Genomic DNA, 15,912 nt, shown 5'->3' on the forward strand with positions numbered 1-15,912 from the left:
TCACCCCTTCGTGACGGGCGCCACCTGCGCCCATTCCTCGTCCGAATACAGCCGCGACCGCAGCAGGAAGCGCTTGCCCTCCGCGCTATCCAATGAGAATGCGCCGCCGCGTCCCGGCACGGCGTCGATGATGAGCTGGGTGTGCTCCCAATACGCGAACTGGTCTTCGCCCATGTAGAACGGGCAGCCCTCCAATTCGCCCAGCAGCACGTCCGATCCGCCCACCATGAATTCGCCCAGCGCATAGCACATGGGCGAACTGCCGTCGCAGCATCCGCCCGATTGGTGAAACATCAGCGGGCCGTGCTTCGTACGCAGCGTGTCGATCAGTTGGCGCGCGTCGTCGGTGGCGACGACGCGTGGCGTGGGTTCTGCCATGGCGTGGCTCCTGTCTGGTGTGTGTTCCGATGCGCGTGGCCGCCGTGCCCCGCGCGCCAGGCCCGAAGGCCCGGCGCGCGGATGGCGGCAGGTGCAGGATGCGCGATCCGCGAGCCGCGATCAGAAGAAACCCAGCTTCTTCGGCGAATAGCTCACCAGCAGGTTCTTCGTCTGCTGATAGTGGTTGAGCATCATCTTGTGATTCTCGCGTCCGATGCCCGATTGCTTGTAGCCGCCAAACGCCGCATGCGCGGGGTAGGCGTGATAGCAGTTGGTCCACACGCGTCCGGCCTTGATGGCGCGACCCATCCGGTAGCACGTGTTGGCGTCGCGCGACCATACGCCGGCGCCCAGTCCATAGAGCGTGTCGTTGGCCAGCGCCAGCGCGTCATCGGCGTCCTTGAACGTCGTCACCGCCACCACCGGCCCGAAGATTTCCTCCTGGAACACGCGCATCTTGTTGTGGCCTTTGAAGACGGTGGGCTGCACGTAATAGCCGCCTTCCAGCGCGCCTTGCATCTGCGCGCGCGAGCCGCCGGCCAGCACGTCGGCGCCTTCCTGCTTGCCGATGTCCAGGTACGACAGAATTTTCTCCAGCTGCTCGGTCGACGCCTGCGCGCCCAGCATGGTGTCGCCGTCCAGCGGGTTGCCCTGCTTGATTTCAGCCACACGCTTGAGCGCGCGTTCCATGAACTTGTCGTAGAGCGATTCCTGGATCAGTGCGCGGCTGGGGCATGTGCACACCTCGCCCTGGTTCAGCGCGAACATCACGAAACCTTCAACGGCCTTGTCCAGGAAGTCGTCGTCTTGCGCGGCCACGTCGGCGAAGAAGATGTTGGGCGACTTGCCGCCCAGCTCCAGCGTGACGGGGATGATGTTCTGCGAGGCGTACTGCATGATCAGCCGGCCCGTGGTGGTTTCACCGGTAAACGCGATCTTGGCGATGCGCTTGCTTGAGGCCAGCGGCTTGCCGGCTTCCAGGCCAAAGCCCGTCACCACGTTCACGACGCCCGGGGGCAGGATGTCGCCAATCAGCTCCATCAGCAGCAGGATGCCTAGCGGGGTTTGCTCGGCGGGTTTGAGCACCACGCAATTGCCCGCGGCCAATGCCGGCGCGAGCTTCCACGCGGCCATCAGGATGGGGAAGTTCCACGGAATGATCTGGCCGACCACGCCCAGCGGTTCGTTGAAGTGATAGGCCACGGTGTCGCTGTCGATTTCCGACAGGCCGCCTTCCTGGCTGCGGATGCACGAGGCGAAATAGCGGAAGTGGTCGATGGCCAGCGGGATGTCGGCGGCGCGGGCTTCGCGGATGGGTTTGCCGTTGTCCCAGGTTTCGGCGGTGGCCAGGCGTTCCAGGTTGGCTTCCATCACGTCGGCAATCTGCATCAGCATGCGCGCGCGTTCGGCGGCCGGGGTCGCACCCCATTTCGGCGCGGCGCGATGCGCGGCGTCCAGCGCCAGGTCGATGTCGCGTTCCTTCGAGCGCGCGTTGCGGCTCAGCACCTGGCCCGTGACCGGGGTGACGTTATCGAAGTACTCACCGTCTGCCGGCTTCTGCCACTTTCCATCAATGAAATTGTCGTACTGCGTTTTCAGGTCCAGACGGGTGCCATACGAGTCCGGGGTGATGCGGGTCGCGATGTCCATACTTGTCTCCGATATTGTTGGGATAGCGGCAGTCGGCTGCCTACCCGGTATCAAGCAAGGAACATGCCAACCTGCGGGCTTCCCCGCTGGACAGCGCGCGCTCTCGCGTGCGAAAGTTGATCAGCCCGCGCAACCCCGGGCAGCTGCCGTTTTTTGCGACATTGTCGCGGAACAGGTGTCGCAGAACGCCTGTCCTAGGAGACACGCATGGCCACTCATTCCCGTCAGCACGCGCTGACGCAAGCGCGCCTGCTGTTCAACCAGCAGGGAGCGGTGCCGGGCGGCATCGTTGCCGAACCGATATTGCGATCCTGGCGCCGCTGCGCGGACCTGGGCTTCGATATGCGTGGCGTGCGCCGCGCCGAACTCATGACGCAAGGCGAACTGCGCGAAGCCCAGCAGCGCAACGAAGCGCTGCGCCGGCTGTCCGAACCCGCCATGTCGTATCTGCGCCGCGAGGCGGGCGGCAGCGGCAATCTGGTGATTCTGTCTGACGCCCAAGGGCTGGTGCTGGATAGCGACGGCGATGCGGGGTTCGCCAGCCGCGCGTCGCGCGTGGCGCTGATGCCCGGCGCGCCGTGGGACGAAGCCGCCGCCGGCACCAACGCCATCGGCACCGCGCTGGTCGAAGGCCGGCCCATCACCGTGCATGGCGCGGAACACTACTTCGAACCCAATCGCATCCTGACCTGCGCCGCGGTGCCTATTACCGATAACGAAGGCCGCACGCTCGGCGTGCTGGATTTATCCAGCCAGGCGCGCGACATTCGTCCCGACGTCCTGGCGCTGGTGCGCGCCGCGGTTGATCTGATCGAACATCGCTTGTTCGAACAAGCCTATGAACACCATGCCGTGCTGCGGCTGCACGACCACCATTCCGGCCTGGGCGCACCGGGCGAAGGCCTGCTGGCGTTTCAGGGCGATGTGCTGATCGGCGCCAACCGCCGCGCCTTGCAGGCGTTGGGGCTGGCTGCAACGGCGCTGGGGGTGTACCGCTATAGCGATGTTTTCGATGGTGTGCTGGAACGTTGCCCCGATGCTGCGGGCCGCGTGCATACGCGCACGGGAGCGAGCTATCACGCGCGGCTGCGCTTGCCACGTTCGCGTCCGCCGCAGCCGGTGGCGCCGGCCTTGCCTAGCGCCAACGCCACGCGCCCGGCCGCACCCAGTTTCGACGCCGCCACACTCGGCGCACTGGCGCGCGCCGTGCACTTGTCAGATGCGGGCGTGTCCATTTTGCTGCAAGGCGAAACGGGCGTGGGCAAAGAGGTCTTCGCGCGCCAACTGCATGCGCGCGGCAAGCGGGCGTCCGGCCCGTTCGTGGCGGTGAACTGCGCCGCCTTGCCCGAAAGCCTGATCGAATCCGAATTGTTCGGCTATGAAGAGGGCGCGTTCACGGGGGCGCGGCGTCAAGGCAGCAAGGGTTTGCTGCGGCAGGCGCATGGCGGCGTGCTGTTCCTGGATGAAATCGGCGACATGCCGCTGATGCTGCAATCGCGGCTGCTACGCGTGTTGCAGACGCGCGAGGTATCGCCCCTGGGCGCGGCGCGGCCGGTGCCGGTGGATTTTGCGCTGGTGTGCGCCACGCACCGTCCGCTGGCCCACGAAGGCGCCGATGCGCCGGTGCGCCCCGATCTGTATTTCCGTATCGCCGAATACACCGTCACGCTGGAGCCGTTGCGCACGCGCGTCGACCGGCTTGAATTGCTGCGGGCGCTCTGGGCGGCGCAAGGCGCGGGGCCGGTGTTGCCCCCGTCCATCGAAGCGCTGCTGGCGGCTTACCCGTGGCCGGGCAATTACCGGCAGCTGGTGGCCGTGCTGCGCACCTTGCATGTGTTGGCGGGGCCGTCAGGTGTGGTCGATGCAGACATGCTGCCCGCCGAACTGCGGCCCGTGGCGGATAACGCGCATGAGGCCGCCGCCGCGCCGCCCGAAGGCGGTACGGCAGATCTGCAATCGATGACGGATGCCGCCGTTCGCGGCGCACTGGCCGCGCATGGCGGCAATGTCAGCAAAGCGGCGCGGGCGCTGGGTGTGCACCGCAGCACCGTGTACCGGCGCGCGGCGGCGTTGGGTTTGCCGCGCGCGCGATAGCCGGGGTAGGCGGCTTTAGCCGACCAGGCGTGCGAGTTCGGCGCCCGGGTCTTTGGCGCGCATGAACGCTTCGCCTACCAGGAATGCGTTGACCTTGTGGTCGCGCATGAGCTTGACGTCTTCCGGCTTGAGAATGCCGCTTTCCGTCACGACACGCTTGCCTGCCGGGATGTTGGGCAAGAGGTCCAGCGTGTTCTTCAGGCTGGTCTCGAAGGTGCGCAGGTTGCGGTTGTTGATGCCCAACAGCGGCGTCTTCATGGTCAGCGCCACGTCGAGTTCGCGGGCGTCGTGAACTTCCACCAGCACGTCCATGCCCAGTTCCATCGCCAGCGTTTCGTAGTCGCGCAGTTGTGCGGGCGTAAGGGCGGCCACGATCAGCAGCACGCAGTCGGCGCCCATCGCGCGGGCGGCGATGATCTGGTATTGATCAATGACGAAGTCCTTGCGCAGCACCGGCAACGAGCAGGCGGCGCGCGCCTGGCGCAGGTGGTCGTGTGAACCCTGGAAGAATTGCACGTCGGTCAGTACCGACAGGCAGGCCGCGCCGTGCACCGCGTACGTGGATGCGATGTCGGCGGGGGCGAAGGTCTCGCGCAGCACGCCTTTGGACGGCGATGCTTTCTTGATTTCGGCGATGACGCCGGCTTTGCCCTGCGAGATCTTGTCTTCGATGGCTTGAGCGAAGCCACGCACGTCTTGCCGCGCCTGCGCTTCGCGCAAGACTTCGGCTTCGCTGCGCATCTGGCGAGCGGCGGCGACTTCCTCAACCTTGACGGCGAGGATCTTCGCGAGAATATCGTTCATTTCAGGAATTTCCGGGTGGTTGCGCAGAATTCTTCCAGTTTGGCTCGCGCCGCTCCGGTGGCAATCATTTCAAATGCTAGCGCTAAGGCTTCGGGAATGGAATCGGCTTTATTGCCGGCGTAGATGGCGAGACCTGCGTTCAGGGCGACGATGTCGCGGGCGGTACCCTCGACATTTTCCAGCGCCTCGATGACAAGTTCGCGTGACTGCTCGCGATTGGACACCTTGATGGACCGGTTGGACATCATGGATAGCCCGTAGTCCTCGGGGTGGATTTCATATTCCCGTATTTGACCATCTTTCAATTCACCGACCAGCGTGGCCCCGCCCAGCGACGCTTCGTCCATGCCGTCCTTGCCGTGCACGACCAGCACGTGGCGCGAACCCAGCCGTTCCAGCACGCGCACCTGGATGCCGACGAGGTCGGGGTGGAACACGCCCATCAGCTGGTTGCCGGCGCCGGCCGGGTTGGTGAGCGGCCCCAGGATGTTGAAGATGGTGCGCACGGCCAGTTCCTTGCGCACGGCGGCGACGTTCTTCATCGCGCCGTGGTGGGCGGGGGCGAACATGAAGCCGATGCCGGTGGTCTGAATGCATTCGGCCACTTCTTCCGGTGTCAGCACCAGGTTGGCACCCAGCGCTTCCAGCACGTCGGCGCTGCCGCTGGAGGATGACGCGCTGCGGTTGCCGTGCTTGGCGATCGGCACGCCGGCCGCCGCCGCCACGAACATGGCGGTGGTGGAAATGTTGAACGTGTGGCTGCCGTCGCCGCCCGTGCCGCACATGTCCAGCAGGTTTTCGGGGTTGGGGGTGATGACCGGCGTGGCGAATTCGCGCATGACCTGCGCGGCCGCGGTGATTTCGCCGATGGTTTCCTTCTTGACGCGCAGGCCCATCAGCAGCGCGCTGGCGATCTGCGGCGACATCTCGCCGCGCATCAGCATGCGCATCAGATGCAGCATTTCGTCGTGGAAAATTTCGCGGTGTTCAATGCAGCGCGTCAGGGCTTCGGTGGGGGAAATGGTCACGATGCGTCCTTCTTGTCTTAGGCGAGGTTCAGAAAATTGCGCAGCAGGGCGTGGCCGTGCTCGCTGAGCACCGACTCCGGATGAAACTGTACTCCGTACAAGGGCAGCGTCTTGTGACGCACGCCCATGATGTCGCCGTCGGGCGCCGTGGCCGTCACGGCCAGGCAGTCGGGCAGCGTGGCGGGGTCGATGGTCAGCGAGTTGTAACGGATCACCGTGTACGGCGTGGGCAGGCCCGTGAAGATATCGGTGCCGGTGTGCGAGATGCGCACGGTCTTGCCGTGCATGATCTGCTGGGCGCGCACGATGTCGCCGCCGTAGGCCGCGCCGATGGCCTGATGGCCCAGGCACACGCCCAGAATGGGCTTCTTGCCGGCAAAGGCCTGGATGGCGGCCACCGAGATGCCGGCCTCGGCCGGTGAGCACGGGCCGGGCGACACGCAAATGCGGTCCGGGTTCAGGGCGGCAATCTCTTCCAGCGTGATCTGGTCGTTGCGCGCCACGCGCACGTCTTCGCCCAGTTCGCCAAAGTACTGGACCAGGTTGTAGGTAAAAGAGTCGTAGTTATCGATCATCAACAGCATTTTTTTCTCCGTGCGGGCGGGGTTCGTTTTGGCCGTGGCCGGAATCAGATGGGTTCGTCCAGGCCGTGCTGGACCTGCTCGGCGGCGCGCAGCACGGCGCGGGCCTTGGCTTCGGTTTCGGCGTATTCGGCTTCGGGGTTCGAATCGGCCACGATGCCGGCGGCGGCTTGCACATACAGCGTGCCGTCCTTGATGACGCCGGTGCGGATGGCGATAGCCACGTCCATTTCGCCGCCGTAGCTCAGGTAGCCGGCCGCACCGCCGTAGATGCCGCGGCGCACGGGTTCGAGTTCGTCGATGATCTTCATGGCTTCAACCTTGGGCGCGCCCGTCAGCGTGCCCGCCGGGAACGACGCGCGCAGCACGTCCATGCTGCTCATGCCCGGGTTCAGGTTGCCGGTTACGTTGGACACCAGGTGCATCACGTGCGAATAGCGTTCGATGACCATGGTGTCGCTGACCTTCACCGAGCCCACTTCGGCTACCCGGCCCACGTCGTTGCGCGCCAGGTCGATCAGCATCACGTGTTCGGCCACTTCCTTGGGGTCGGCCTTCAGTTCGGCGGCAAGCGCCGCATCTTCCTCGGGCGTGGCGCCACGCTTGCGGGTGCCGGCCAGCGGGCGGATGGTGATCTGCGACTTCGGCACGCCGTTGTCCACCACGCGTTCCTGGCGCACCAGGATCTCGGGCGACGCGCCCACTACCTGGAAGTCACCGAAGTTCCAGAAGTACATATAGGGGGAGGGGTTCAGCGACCGCAGGGCGCGGTAGAGGGACAGCGGGGAATCGCGGAAGGGCTTGGCGATGACCTGGCCGATCTGGACTTGCATCAGGTCGCCGGCGGCGATGTGTTCCTTGGCGCGGAGCACCGCCGCCAGATAGTCCTCTTTCTTGAAATCGCGCCGCTCTTCGGTCTGCATGCTGGCGTGGCTGTACGGAATTTCCACGGGGCGTCGCAGGCGGGCGCGCAGATCATGCAGGCGCTGCTGCGAGCGGCTGTAGGACTCGGGCTGGCTGGGGTCGGCATAGACCATCAGGTAGATGCGGCCGGCCAGGTTGTCGACGATGACCAGCTCGTCCACGTGCATCAGCATCAGGTCGGGCGTGCCGCCGTCCATGCCGGCCGGGAAGGGCTTGATGGCCGGACCCAGGCAGGGCTCGATGTGGCGCACGGTGTCGTAGCCGAAGTAGCCGGCCAGCCCGCCGCAAAAGCGCGGCATGCCGGGGCGCAGCGCCACCTTGAAGCGGCTTTGGTACTGCTCGATGAAGGCCAGCGGGTCGCCTTCATGCGTTTCCACGACCTGGCCGTCGTGCAGCACTTCCGTCAGCGTGCCGCTGGCGCGGATGACCGTGCGGGCGGGCAGGCCGATGAAGGAGTAGCGGCCGAAGCGTTCGCCGCCCACCACCGATTCCATCAGGCAGGTCATGCGGCCGGCCAAGGGGCCTGCATGCGCCAGCTTCAGGTAGATGCCCAGCGGCGTGTCCAGGTCGGCATAGGTTTCGGCCACCAGCGGGATGCGGTTATAGCCTTGGGCGGCGAGGGCTTTGAATTCGATTTCGGTCATGGCGGGTCTCGTAAGCGATTTTTGATTTGCTTCAGACCGGGCGCACAACAAAAAAGCCCGGTCCAGGTAACTGGTTCCGGGCTTGGCTCTGTGTTTACACAGCTACGGCACTAGGCGGCATACGCGTCCAGGGCCGGGAGGGATCATCGCCACCCGGAAGACAAACGCCACCAGCGCCACGAGGCGCCGAGCATTTGGTTCTGGGGGTAAGCGTTCATTGATCCGGGGTGTGTGTATTCAGGTGTTCGGGTTGCCGACACCACATCAGGAGGCGATTTTCGCGGCGTTCTGGTTTTGGTTCCAGAGCGCTACCCACTGAGCGGCGTTCACAAGCGTGTCCACTATACCATCGACATCCAGCTCGCGCACGTCACGGCCTTCGTTGTAGCCGTAAGGCACCACCAGCACCTGTGTGCCGGCCGTGCGTCCGGCCTGGGCGTCGTTGATCGAGTCGCCAATGGTGACGGCTTCGGTCACGGCCACGCCCAGCAGCTCGCAGGCGTGCAGCACCTGGTCGGGGTCAGGCTTGCGGCGCGCGCAGGTGTCGCCGCAGACGACCGCGTCGAAAAAGCCCGCCAGGCCGGTGCGTTGCAGCAGCGGCAGCGTGAATTCGGTGGGCTTGTTGGTAACGACGGCCAGCTTCAGACCCTGGTCGCGCATGTGCTTCAAGCCTTCAAGCACGCCGGGGTAGACCTGTGCGCGTTCGCCGTTGACCAGGTGGTAGTGGCGGTAGAAGGACTCGCGGGCGCGGGCGAAGTCTTCCGCCGACGGGTCGGCGGCGTCCAGGCTGCCCGCCAGACTGCGGCGCACCAGGTTGTCCACGCCCTTGCCCACGAAGGTGGCCACCACGTCTTCGCGCAGCGCGGTCATGCCGAGTTCCACGCGCATGGCGTTGGCGGCAAACGCCAGGTCGGGAATGGAGTCGAGCAGGGTGCCGTCCAGGTCCAGCAGCGCGGCGCGAAATGCGGTCATGTCGATTCCTGATTAAACGGCGGTGGTTTCGCCAATGGCGATCTGTTCGCGCATCGATTTGATGATGCCGGCGTAGTCGGGCTTGCCGAAAATGGCGGAGCCGGCCACGAAGGTGTCGGCGCCCGCGCGGCGGATTTCAGCGATGTTGTCGATTTTGACGCCGCCATCCACTTGCAGCACGATGTCCTGGCCGCCGGCCTGCGTCCAGGCGTCGATGCGGGCGCGCGCTTCGCGCAGCTTGGTCAACGCGCCGGGGATGAAGCTCTGGCCGCCAAAGCCCGGGTTCACCGACATGATCAGGATCAGGTCGATCTTGTCCATGACGTAGTCCAGGTAGGACAGCGGCGTGGCGGGGTTGAAGACCAGGCCGGCCTTACAGCCGTTTTCGCGGATGAGCGACAGCGTGCGGTCCACGTGGCGGCTGGCGTCCGGGTGGAAGCTGATGTAGTCGGCGCCGGCCTTGGCGAACATCGGGACCAGGTCGTCCACCGGTTCGACCATCAGGTGCACGTCGATCGGCACTTCGACGTGGGGGCGGATCGCCGCGCACACCATCGGGCCGATGGTCAGATTGGGGACATAGTGGTTGTCCATCACGTCCACGTGAATCCAGTCGGCGCCTGCGGCGACGACGTTGCGGACTTCCTCGCCCAGGCGGGCGAAGTCAGCCGACAGGATGCTGGGGGTGATGCGAGTGGAGGCCGTGGAGGATGACATGATGTTCGGGATCGGGGAGGGCATAATGTGCCATTATTGCAGTTTGGGGCGCGGGTTCGGGAAAGACCCGGTTCAGCGGGTCCGAAAACTGCGTCTTCAAAACGCTCAGGCGCCGCGCTTCGGCTCCCGCGTCCAGCAGCCACACAGGGAAGGACTGTGAAACCTTACGACCTTAGCGTCTCTGTCTCTCCGCGCTTCGTGCCTGAACAGTCCGATCCCGGCGAACAGCAATTCGTGTTTGCCTATACCGTGCGCATCACCAATACGGGGGAACACCCCGCCCAGGTGATCAGCCGCCACTGGGTCATCACCGACGGCAACCAGCGCGTGCAGGAAGTGCGCGGGCTGGGCATTGTGGGCCAGCAACCGCTGCTGGCGCCCGGCGAGACCTTCGAATACACCAGCGGCTGTCCCTTGCCCACCCCGGTGGGCACGATGCGCGGCACGTACCACTGCGTCGGCGAGAACGGCATTCCGTTCGAAGTGCCGATCTCCGAATTCGTCCTGGCCATGCCTCGCACCCTGCATTGAATGGCCCGGCCCGTCGCCCGTTTTTCCAATTGCTCATGAAGCGCATTCTTAGCCTGTCCCTGCTGCCGATTCTGCTGGCGGCATGTTCCACGCCCTCGGAAGTTCCCCCTGAATCTGGCGCGCCCGGCACCCCCGGCGTGCGTACCCCGGCGGCTGACGGCCCCTTGGTGGTGCCGTCGCTGTCGGCCTTGCCCGATACCCCGCCGCGCGCGTTGGCCGGCAAGTTCAAGGCCGGCACCTGGTCTGAAATGCCCGGCTGGAGCACCGACGACCTGACCCAGTTCTGGCCGCTGTTCCTGCGCAATTGCCGTGGGCTGATGCGGCCGACCAGCGGCAACCTGGCCGCACCCGCCCGCGCCACCCCGCGGGCGTGGCAGCCGGTGTGCGCCGCCGCCATCGACCCGTCCCGGGCGCCGGCGGCAGGCGATGCCGAAGGCGTGCGCCGCTTCCTGCAAACCTATCTGCAACCGTGGCGCCTGAACGCCGCCGACGGCAAACCCGCCACCAACACGGTCACCGGTTACTACGAGCCGCTGGTGCGCGGATCGCGCCGCCAGGGCGGCAACTATCAATGGCCTTTGTATGCGGTGCCGGCGGATCTGCTCACGATCGACCTGGGGTCGGTGTACCCCGACCTGGCTGGCAAGCGCGTGCGCGGCAAGCTGGAAGGCAAGCGCGTGGTGCCTTACGACACCCGCGCGGCCATCGAATCGTCTGGCCGCCGTCCGCCCGTGGTGGTGTGGGTGGACGACCCGGTGGATAACTTCTTCCTGCAAGTGCAGGGGTCGGGCCGCGTCCAGCTGACCGACGGCCCCGACACCGGTAAGACCATCCGCGTGGCCTACGCCGACCACAACGGCCAGCCTTATGTGTCGATCGGCCGCTGGCTGATCGACCGCGGCGAACTGACCGCCGACCAGGCATCCATGCAGAACATCCGCGCCTGGGCGCAGCGCAATCCCAAGCGCGTGCCGGAAATGCTGAACGCCAACCCGGCGGTTGTGTTTTTCCGCGAAGAGCCGGTGATTGACCCCGAACAAGGCCCCAAGGGCGCGTATGCGATTCCGCTGGCGCCCAAGCGATCGATTGCGGTCGACGCAACCTTCGTGCCGCTGGGCACGCCGGTGTATCTGGCCACCACGTTCCCGGCGTCTGACCGGCCGCTGCAACGCCTGGTGTTCGCGCAGGACACGGGTACCGCCATCCGGGGCGCGGCGCGCGCCGACTTCTACTGGGGTTACGGCGAAGAGGCCGGCCAGCAGGCGGGCCGCATGAAACAGCGGGGCCAGATGTGGGTGCTGTGGCCCAAGCAAGCTGGGGAGCCCTCGGCAAGATGAGCCATCAAATTGTTGTTTGCGGTGCCGGCATCGTCGGCCTGTCTACCGCCCTGGCGCTGGCCCGGCGCGGCCAGCGCGTGGCCGTCCTGGCGCCGCGCACGACGGTGCCCGCCGCCGACCCCAACCGCTATCACCCGCGCGTCTACGCCATTTCGCCCGCCAGCCAGCGTTTTCTGGCTGACCTGGGCGTCTGGGACGCCATGCCCTCGGGCCGGCTGATGCCGGTCGAGGCCATGGAAATCCATGGCGACGCCGACGGGCAGGTCAACCTGAACGCCTGGCAGGCGGCGCTGCCGCAACTGGCCTGGATTGTGGAGTCCGGCGAGATCGAGCGCGTGCTGATTCAGGCGGTGCGGATGTTCGGCATTCCCTGGCTGGAAGACCGCTGCACGGGCTATCGGGATGGCGCAATCGATACCGAAAGCGGTGCGCGCATCCAGGCCGAATTGTTCGTGGGCGCGGATGGCGCGGCCTCGCCGCTGCGCATGGCGGCCGGCATGAAACATGACGCCGTGTCCTATGAAGACACGGGCTTGGTGGTGCATCTGGACGCCGAGCGCGCCCACCATGGCACGGCCATTCAATGGTTCCGCGACGACGGGGTGCTGGCCTTGCTGCCGCTGCCCGACACGGCAGACGGCCCGCAGGTGTCGATGGTGTGGTCCATGCGCAATGAACCCGCCCAAGCGCTGCTGGCGTTGCCGCCGGAAGAACAGGCCGCCCGGCTGGAAACCTTGTTGGCCCAAGCCGCCGAGGGCAGGTTGGGCCGCCTGAAGGTGCGCAGCAAGTTGCATGGCTTTCCCTTGACGCTTGAGCGCGCCCAGATGGTGGCGCCCGGCATCGCGCTGGCGGGCGACGCCGCGCACCGGCTTCATCCGCTGGCCGGCCAGGGCTTGAACCTGGGGCTGGGCGACGTCGAAGCGCTGGCCCGCACGGTGGCGGGCCGCGAGCCCTACCGCACGGCGGGCGACTTGCGCGTGCTGCATCGTTACCAGCGCGCGCGCGCTGAACCGGTGCTGGCCATGCGCCTGGCCACCGACGGCCTGCACAAGCTGTTCGCCTCGCACGCGACCCCGCTGGTGTGGCTGCGTAACGCTGGCATGCACTGGGTGGAAAAGGCGCCGCTGATCAAGCGCCGCCTGATCGCGGGGGCGTCGGCCAACTGACGGGGACGGATGCCGGATGGTTTGAGAAATCCTTTTGGAACCTTGAGGGCGAGCCGGCGTCTGACAGACACTGCACCCCTCTCTCTCAAAACCATCCCGGCTCGGCCCTCCCGCCCGGATGCGTTACGCTTCCCACCAAAGAACACGATAAGTACAGGAGTACAAATGAACTTCCGCATCTCCGCCACGCTGGCGGCATGTTTCCTGGCCGGCGGCCTGGGACTGACCGCCACCGCCCACGCGCAAGCGCCCGCCAAGGGCGATAAGGCCGTCTCCACGCAGTCCGTCGGACAGCCGGGCAAGGGCGAAAAAAGCGTGTCCACCACGCAGATCGACCCGGTGGCGGAGGCCGTGAAGGAACGTTTCCAGCAACGCTTCACCGGCATGGATGTCACCACCGTGCGCCGCACGCCCTATGGCTTGTTCGAAGTCCAGTTGGGCATGGACCTGATCTACACGGATGAAAAGGTCACTTGGGTCATGGAAGGTCCGTTGATCGACGCGATGACCCGCCGCGACGTCACCCGTGAATCGCAAGAAAAACTCAGCGCCGTCACGTTCGACCAGTTGCCGCTGGAACTTGCCATCAAGCAGGTCAAGGGCAATGGCGAGAAGAAGGTTGCGATCTTCGAAGACCCGAACTGCGGCTACTGCAAGCAATTGCGCCACACGATGGAAGAGCTGGACAACGTCACCGTGTACACCTTCATGTACCCGATTCTGTCGCCGGATTCCAAGACGAAGGTGCGTGACGTCTGGTGCGCCAAGGACCAGGGCCAGGCCTGGGACGACTGGATGGTGCGCGGCAAGAAGCCGGCCACCGCCAGCTGCGACGTGCCTGAAGACAAGCTGCTGGCCCTGGGCCAGCAACTGATGGTGCGCGGCACGCCCACCCTGTTCTTTGCCGATGGTTCGCGCGTCAGCGGCGCCATTCCGCTGGACCAACTCAAAGCCCGTTTGAACTGACCGGCGCCCCGCGCGCCGGCCGGGTGGCTGGCGCGGCAGGCGCCTCGCCACCCGGAGACATGACTTGAAAATCGCAATACTCGACGATTACCACGACGTAGCCCGGCGCTATGCGGATTGGACCTCGCTGGGCGGTGACGCCGAGGTGCAGATCTTCAACAACTTCATTCCGGACGAGCAGGTCGATGTCACGCTCGAATCTTTCGACGTGATTGTGGCGATGCGTGAACGCACGCCGTTCCCCGCCGAACGCATCCGCGCGCTGCCCAAGCTGCGCCTGTTGATCACGACTGGCATGCGCAACAACGCCATCGACATGGCCGCCTGCACCGAGCAGGGCATCGTCGTGTGCGGCGCACCCGGCAGCGCCGACGCCAACACCGCCACCGCCGAACTGGCGTGGGCGCACATCCTGGGCCTGTTCAAGCATCTGACCACCGAAGACGCGGCGATGCGCCGCGGCATGTGGCAAACCGCCATGCCCGAGCCGCTGGCCGGCAAGCGGCTGGGTGTGTTGGGCTTGGGCAAGCTGGGCGCCGCCGTCGCCAAGGTGGGGCAGGCGTTTGGCATGGATGTGGTGGCCTGGAGCCCCAACCTGACCGACGAACGCGCGGAAGCGGCGGGCGTGAAGCGGGTGGACAAGCATGAACTCTTCGCCACGTCCGACGTGGTCAGCCTGCACCTGATTCTGTCCGACCGCAGCCGCCATGTGGTGGACGCCGCGGCGCTGGCCGCGATGAAGCCGACGGCCTATCTGGTGAACACATCGCGCGCCGGCCTGGTGGACAACGAAGCGCTGATGGACGCGCTGGTCAAATTCCGCATCGCGGGCGCCGGCCTGGACGTGTATCCCGAAGAGCCGCTATCGCCCACGGACAGCGTGCGCGATCTGGACAACGTGATCCTGACGCCGCACCTGGGCTATGTGAGCCGCGAGAATTTCGAAGCGTTCTACCAGAACGCGCTGGACGCCGTGAAGGCGTTTCAGGCGGGGAAACCGATTCGGGTGCTGAACGCGTAGCGGGAGCGCGAGGGACCGGGTGGAATCCCGGACCCCCCGCCGCACCGCAGCCGCACCGCAGCCGCATCCGCATCCCCGCGAGCCTTATCCTCGGGCATTACCCGGCCCATCATTCCCTCGCACCAAATCCGCCACCGCTGGCGACGGCGTCCTCCAGAAATTTCCATAGGCGATTCAGCACCGGCCCCTGCGGCCGGTCGCTGCGCCGCGCCGCCACCAGCGCTTCGATGCTGCCCGGCAGATGGCGGCTGGTGATATCCAGCAGCCGCCCATCGCGCAATTCCTCTTCGATCAAAAAGCGCGGCAGGTGGCCCCAGCCCATGCCTTGCAGGATGACTTCTTTCTTCATCTGCTGATCCGCCACCGTGCACTGATGCGCGCCTTCGATCATGAAATAGTTGCGCGCGGGCGTGTGGCGCGCGGTGTCTCGCATGACGCACTGCGTGTAGTCGCGCAGCAATCGCGGCGTGATGGGCTGGCGGGCCGACGCTGGCAAAAAGCCCGGCGCCACCACGGGAATGAACGGCACGTGCAGCAAATCCAGGCTTTCGATGCGGGGCTCGCCGCGATCCACCCGATGCAGGATCAGGTCGGCATCCCCGTCCAGCAAGCGTTCCACCGGCCCGCCTACCGCCTCGAAGTGCAGGTGCAGGCGCGTGGCGGGACATTGCGCAAAGAAGCGGCTCAGCAAGCCCAGCATCTGTGGCCGGGGGCACAGATCGCCAATCACCACATGCAGCTCGCTTTCTTCACCCATCGCCAATTGCGCGGCGTGCGTGCGCAGGGCGTCCAGTTCGCGCAGCAAGCCCTGCGCGTGCCGGTGAAAAGACTCGCCTGCCGGCGTGGGCCGCACGCGGTAGCCGCCGCGATCAAGCAGCGTCAGGTCCAGCTGGCGTTCCAGTTTGGCTACCGCGGCGAACACGGCGGGATGCGAGCGGTGCAGCGCCGTGGCCGCCGCCTGGAACCCGCCCAGGCGCACCACGGCGTCAAAGCACTGGAGGTCATGCAGCGTGAAGTCGCTCATGTCTGTTTTTCCGACAAAGACTGTGCAAACTTTGTAATTTTTTCTTCAAGCCGCCGCAACTACGCTGAGCCTCAC

The 15,912-nt window shown here is 65.8% G+C and carries 15 protein-coding genes; 6 read left to right on the forward strand and 9 right to left on the reverse strand.

Features of this window, described 5'->3' with window-relative positions:
• Both ACFZAI_RS18205 and adh read right to left on the reverse strand, forming a co-directional pair.
• Entirely contained in the window at positions 1-378 is a 378-nt protein-coding gene (locus ACFZAI_RS18205) for a DUF779 domain-containing protein (RefSeq protein ID WP_391568278.1), read from the reverse strand.
• 120 nt (positions 379-498) lie between these two features.
• Positions 499-2,028: an aldehyde dehydrogenase gene (gene adh / locus ACFZAI_RS18210; RefSeq protein ID WP_391568280.1), complete on the reverse strand. Its 1,530-nt coding sequence runs from the start codon at positions 2,026-2,028 to the stop codon at positions 499-501.
• A gap of 207 nt (positions 2,029-2,235) precedes the next feature.
• On the opposite strand from adh, the gene ACFZAI_RS18215 reads away from it, so the two are divergent.
• Positions 2,236-4,122, forward strand: coding sequence for a sigma-54-dependent Fis family transcriptional regulator (locus tag ACFZAI_RS18215; protein ID WP_391568282.1), 1,887 nt, complete (start codon positions 2,236-2,238; stop codon positions 4,120-4,122).
• Positions 4,123-4,137: 15 nt separating this feature from the next.
• Here the strand turns inward: ACFZAI_RS18215 and trpC are convergent, their stop codons facing one another.
• The 6 genes from trpC to rpe form a co-directional block, all read right to left on the reverse strand.
• A complete protein-coding gene (trpC, locus tag ACFZAI_RS18220; protein ID WP_054421196.1) occupies positions 4,138-4,926 on the reverse strand; it encodes an indole-3-glycerol phosphate synthase TrpC in 789 nt (262 codons plus the stop codon).
• Positions 4,923-5,954, reverse strand: coding sequence for an anthranilate phosphoribosyltransferase (gene trpD / locus ACFZAI_RS18225; protein WP_391568284.1), 1,032 nt, complete (start codon positions 5,952-5,954; stop codon positions 4,923-4,925). The genes trpC and trpD overlap by 4 nt, the downstream gene beginning before the upstream one ends.
• 17 nt (positions 5,955-5,971) lie before the next feature.
• Positions 5,972-6,538: an aminodeoxychorismate/anthranilate synthase component II gene (locus tag ACFZAI_RS18230; protein ID WP_391568286.1), complete on the reverse strand. Its 567-nt coding sequence runs from the start codon at positions 6,536-6,538 to the stop codon at positions 5,972-5,974.
• A gap of 44 nt (positions 6,539-6,582) precedes the next feature.
• Positions 6,583-8,103 (reverse strand): anthranilate synthase component I, encoded by a 1,521-nt coding sequence (gene trpE / locus ACFZAI_RS18235; protein WP_391568287.1) that lies wholly within the window; start codon positions 8,101-8,103, stop codon positions 6,583-6,585.
• A 264-nt stretch (positions 8,104-8,367) separates the two neighbouring features.
• A complete protein-coding gene (locus ACFZAI_RS18240) occupies positions 8,368-9,075 on the reverse strand; it encodes a phosphoglycolate phosphatase (RefSeq protein ID WP_391568288.1) in 708 nt (235 codons plus the stop codon).
• A 12-nt stretch (positions 9,076-9,087) separates the two neighbouring features.
• A complete protein-coding gene (gene rpe / locus ACFZAI_RS18245; protein WP_391568289.1) occupies positions 9,088-9,816 on the reverse strand; it encodes a ribulose-phosphate 3-epimerase in 729 nt (242 codons plus the stop codon).
• A gap of 132 nt (positions 9,817-9,948) precedes the next feature.
• Between rpe and apaG the strand changes: the two genes are divergently transcribed.
• The 5 genes from apaG (at position 9,949) to ACFZAI_RS18270 (ending at position 14,813) form a co-directional block, all read left to right on the forward strand.
• Entirely contained in the window at positions 9,949-10,323 is a 375-nt protein-coding gene (gene apaG, locus ACFZAI_RS18250) for a Co2+/Mg2+ efflux protein ApaG (RefSeq protein ID WP_046805616.1), read from the forward strand.
• 35 nt (positions 10,324-10,358) lie between these two features.
• Positions 10,359-11,660: a murein transglycosylase A gene (locus tag ACFZAI_RS18255; RefSeq protein ID WP_391568290.1), complete on the forward strand. Its 1,302-nt coding sequence runs from the start codon at positions 10,359-10,361 to the stop codon at positions 11,658-11,660.
• Positions 11,657-12,826, forward strand: a complete 1,170-nt coding sequence (locus ACFZAI_RS18260; protein ID WP_391568291.1) for a UbiH/UbiF family hydroxylase — start codon at positions 11,657-11,659, stop codon at positions 12,824-12,826. Before ACFZAI_RS18255 ends, ACFZAI_RS18260 begins: the two co-directional genes overlap by 4 nt.
• A gap of 165 nt (positions 12,827-12,991) precedes the next feature.
• Positions 12,992-13,792: a DsbC family protein gene (locus ACFZAI_RS18265; protein ID WP_391568292.1), complete on the forward strand. Its 801-nt coding sequence runs from the start codon at positions 12,992-12,994 to the stop codon at positions 13,790-13,792.
• Between the two features lie 64 nt (positions 13,793-13,856).
• Positions 13,857-14,813, forward strand: coding sequence for a D-2-hydroxyacid dehydrogenase family protein (locus ACFZAI_RS18270; RefSeq protein ID WP_391568293.1), 957 nt, complete (start codon positions 13,857-13,859; stop codon positions 14,811-14,813).
• Positions 14,814-14,922: 109 nt separating this feature from the next.
• Here the strand turns inward: ACFZAI_RS18270 and ACFZAI_RS18275 are convergent, their stop codons facing one another.
• Positions 14,923-15,837, reverse strand: coding sequence for a LysR family transcriptional regulator (locus tag ACFZAI_RS18275; RefSeq protein WP_391568294.1), 915 nt, complete (start codon positions 15,835-15,837; stop codon positions 14,923-14,925).
• Positions 15,838-15,912 lie beyond the last annotated feature (75 nt).

The sequence above is a fragment of the Achromobacter sp. NPDC008082 genome (assembly GCF_042957345.1).
In the GTDB taxonomy this organism is placed as follows: domain Bacteria; phylum Pseudomonadota; class Gammaproteobacteria; order Burkholderiales; family Burkholderiaceae_B; genus Achromobacter; species Achromobacter kerstersii_A.

What these genes read in the sequence shown, in the direction of transcription:
- ACFZAI_RS18215 (WP_391568282.1), top strand. Translation starts at nt 2,236, where the DNA reads ATGGCCACTCATTCCCGTCAGCACGCGCTGACGCAAGCGCGCCTGCTG.
- ACFZAI_RS18205 (WP_391568278.1), bottom strand. Translation starts at nt 378, where the DNA reads ATGGCAGAACCCACGCCACGCGTCGTCGCCACCGACGACGCGCGCCAA.
- ACFZAI_RS18260 (WP_391568291.1), top strand. Translation starts at nt 11,657, where the DNA reads ATGAGCCATCAAATTGTTGTTTGCGGTGCCGGCATCGTCGGCCTGTCT.
- ACFZAI_RS18230 (WP_391568286.1), bottom strand. Translation starts at nt 6,538, where the DNA reads ATGCTGTTGATGATCGATAACTACGACTCTTTTACCTACAACCTGGTC.
- trpE (WP_391568287.1), bottom strand. Translation starts at nt 8,103, where the DNA reads ATGACCGAAATCGAATTCAAAGCCCTCGCCGCCCAAGGCTATAACCGC.
- adh (WP_391568280.1), bottom strand. Translation starts at nt 2,028, where the DNA reads ATGGACATCGCGACCCGCATCACCCCGGACTCGTATGGCACCCGTCTG.
- rpe (WP_391568289.1), bottom strand. Translation starts at nt 9,816, where the DNA reads ATGCCCTCCCCGATCCCGAACATCATGTCATCCTCCACGGCCTCCACT.
- ACFZAI_RS18275 (WP_391568294.1), bottom strand. Translation starts at nt 15,837, where the DNA reads ATGAGCGACTTCACGCTGCATGACCTCCAGTGCTTTGACGCCGTGGTG.
- trpC (WP_054421196.1), bottom strand. Translation starts at nt 4,926, where the DNA reads ATGAACGATATTCTCGCGAAGATCCTCGCCGTCAAGGTTGAGGAAGTC.
- ACFZAI_RS18265 (WP_391568292.1), top strand. Translation starts at nt 12,992, where the DNA reads ATGAACTTCCGCATCTCCGCCACGCTGGCGGCATGTTTCCTGGCCGGC.
- ACFZAI_RS18255 (WP_391568290.1), top strand. Translation starts at nt 10,359, where the DNA reads ATGAAGCGCATTCTTAGCCTGTCCCTGCTGCCGATTCTGCTGGCGGCA.
- ACFZAI_RS18240 (WP_391568288.1), bottom strand. Translation starts at nt 9,075, where the DNA reads ATGACCGCATTTCGCGCCGCGCTGCTGGACCTGGACGGCACCCTGCTC.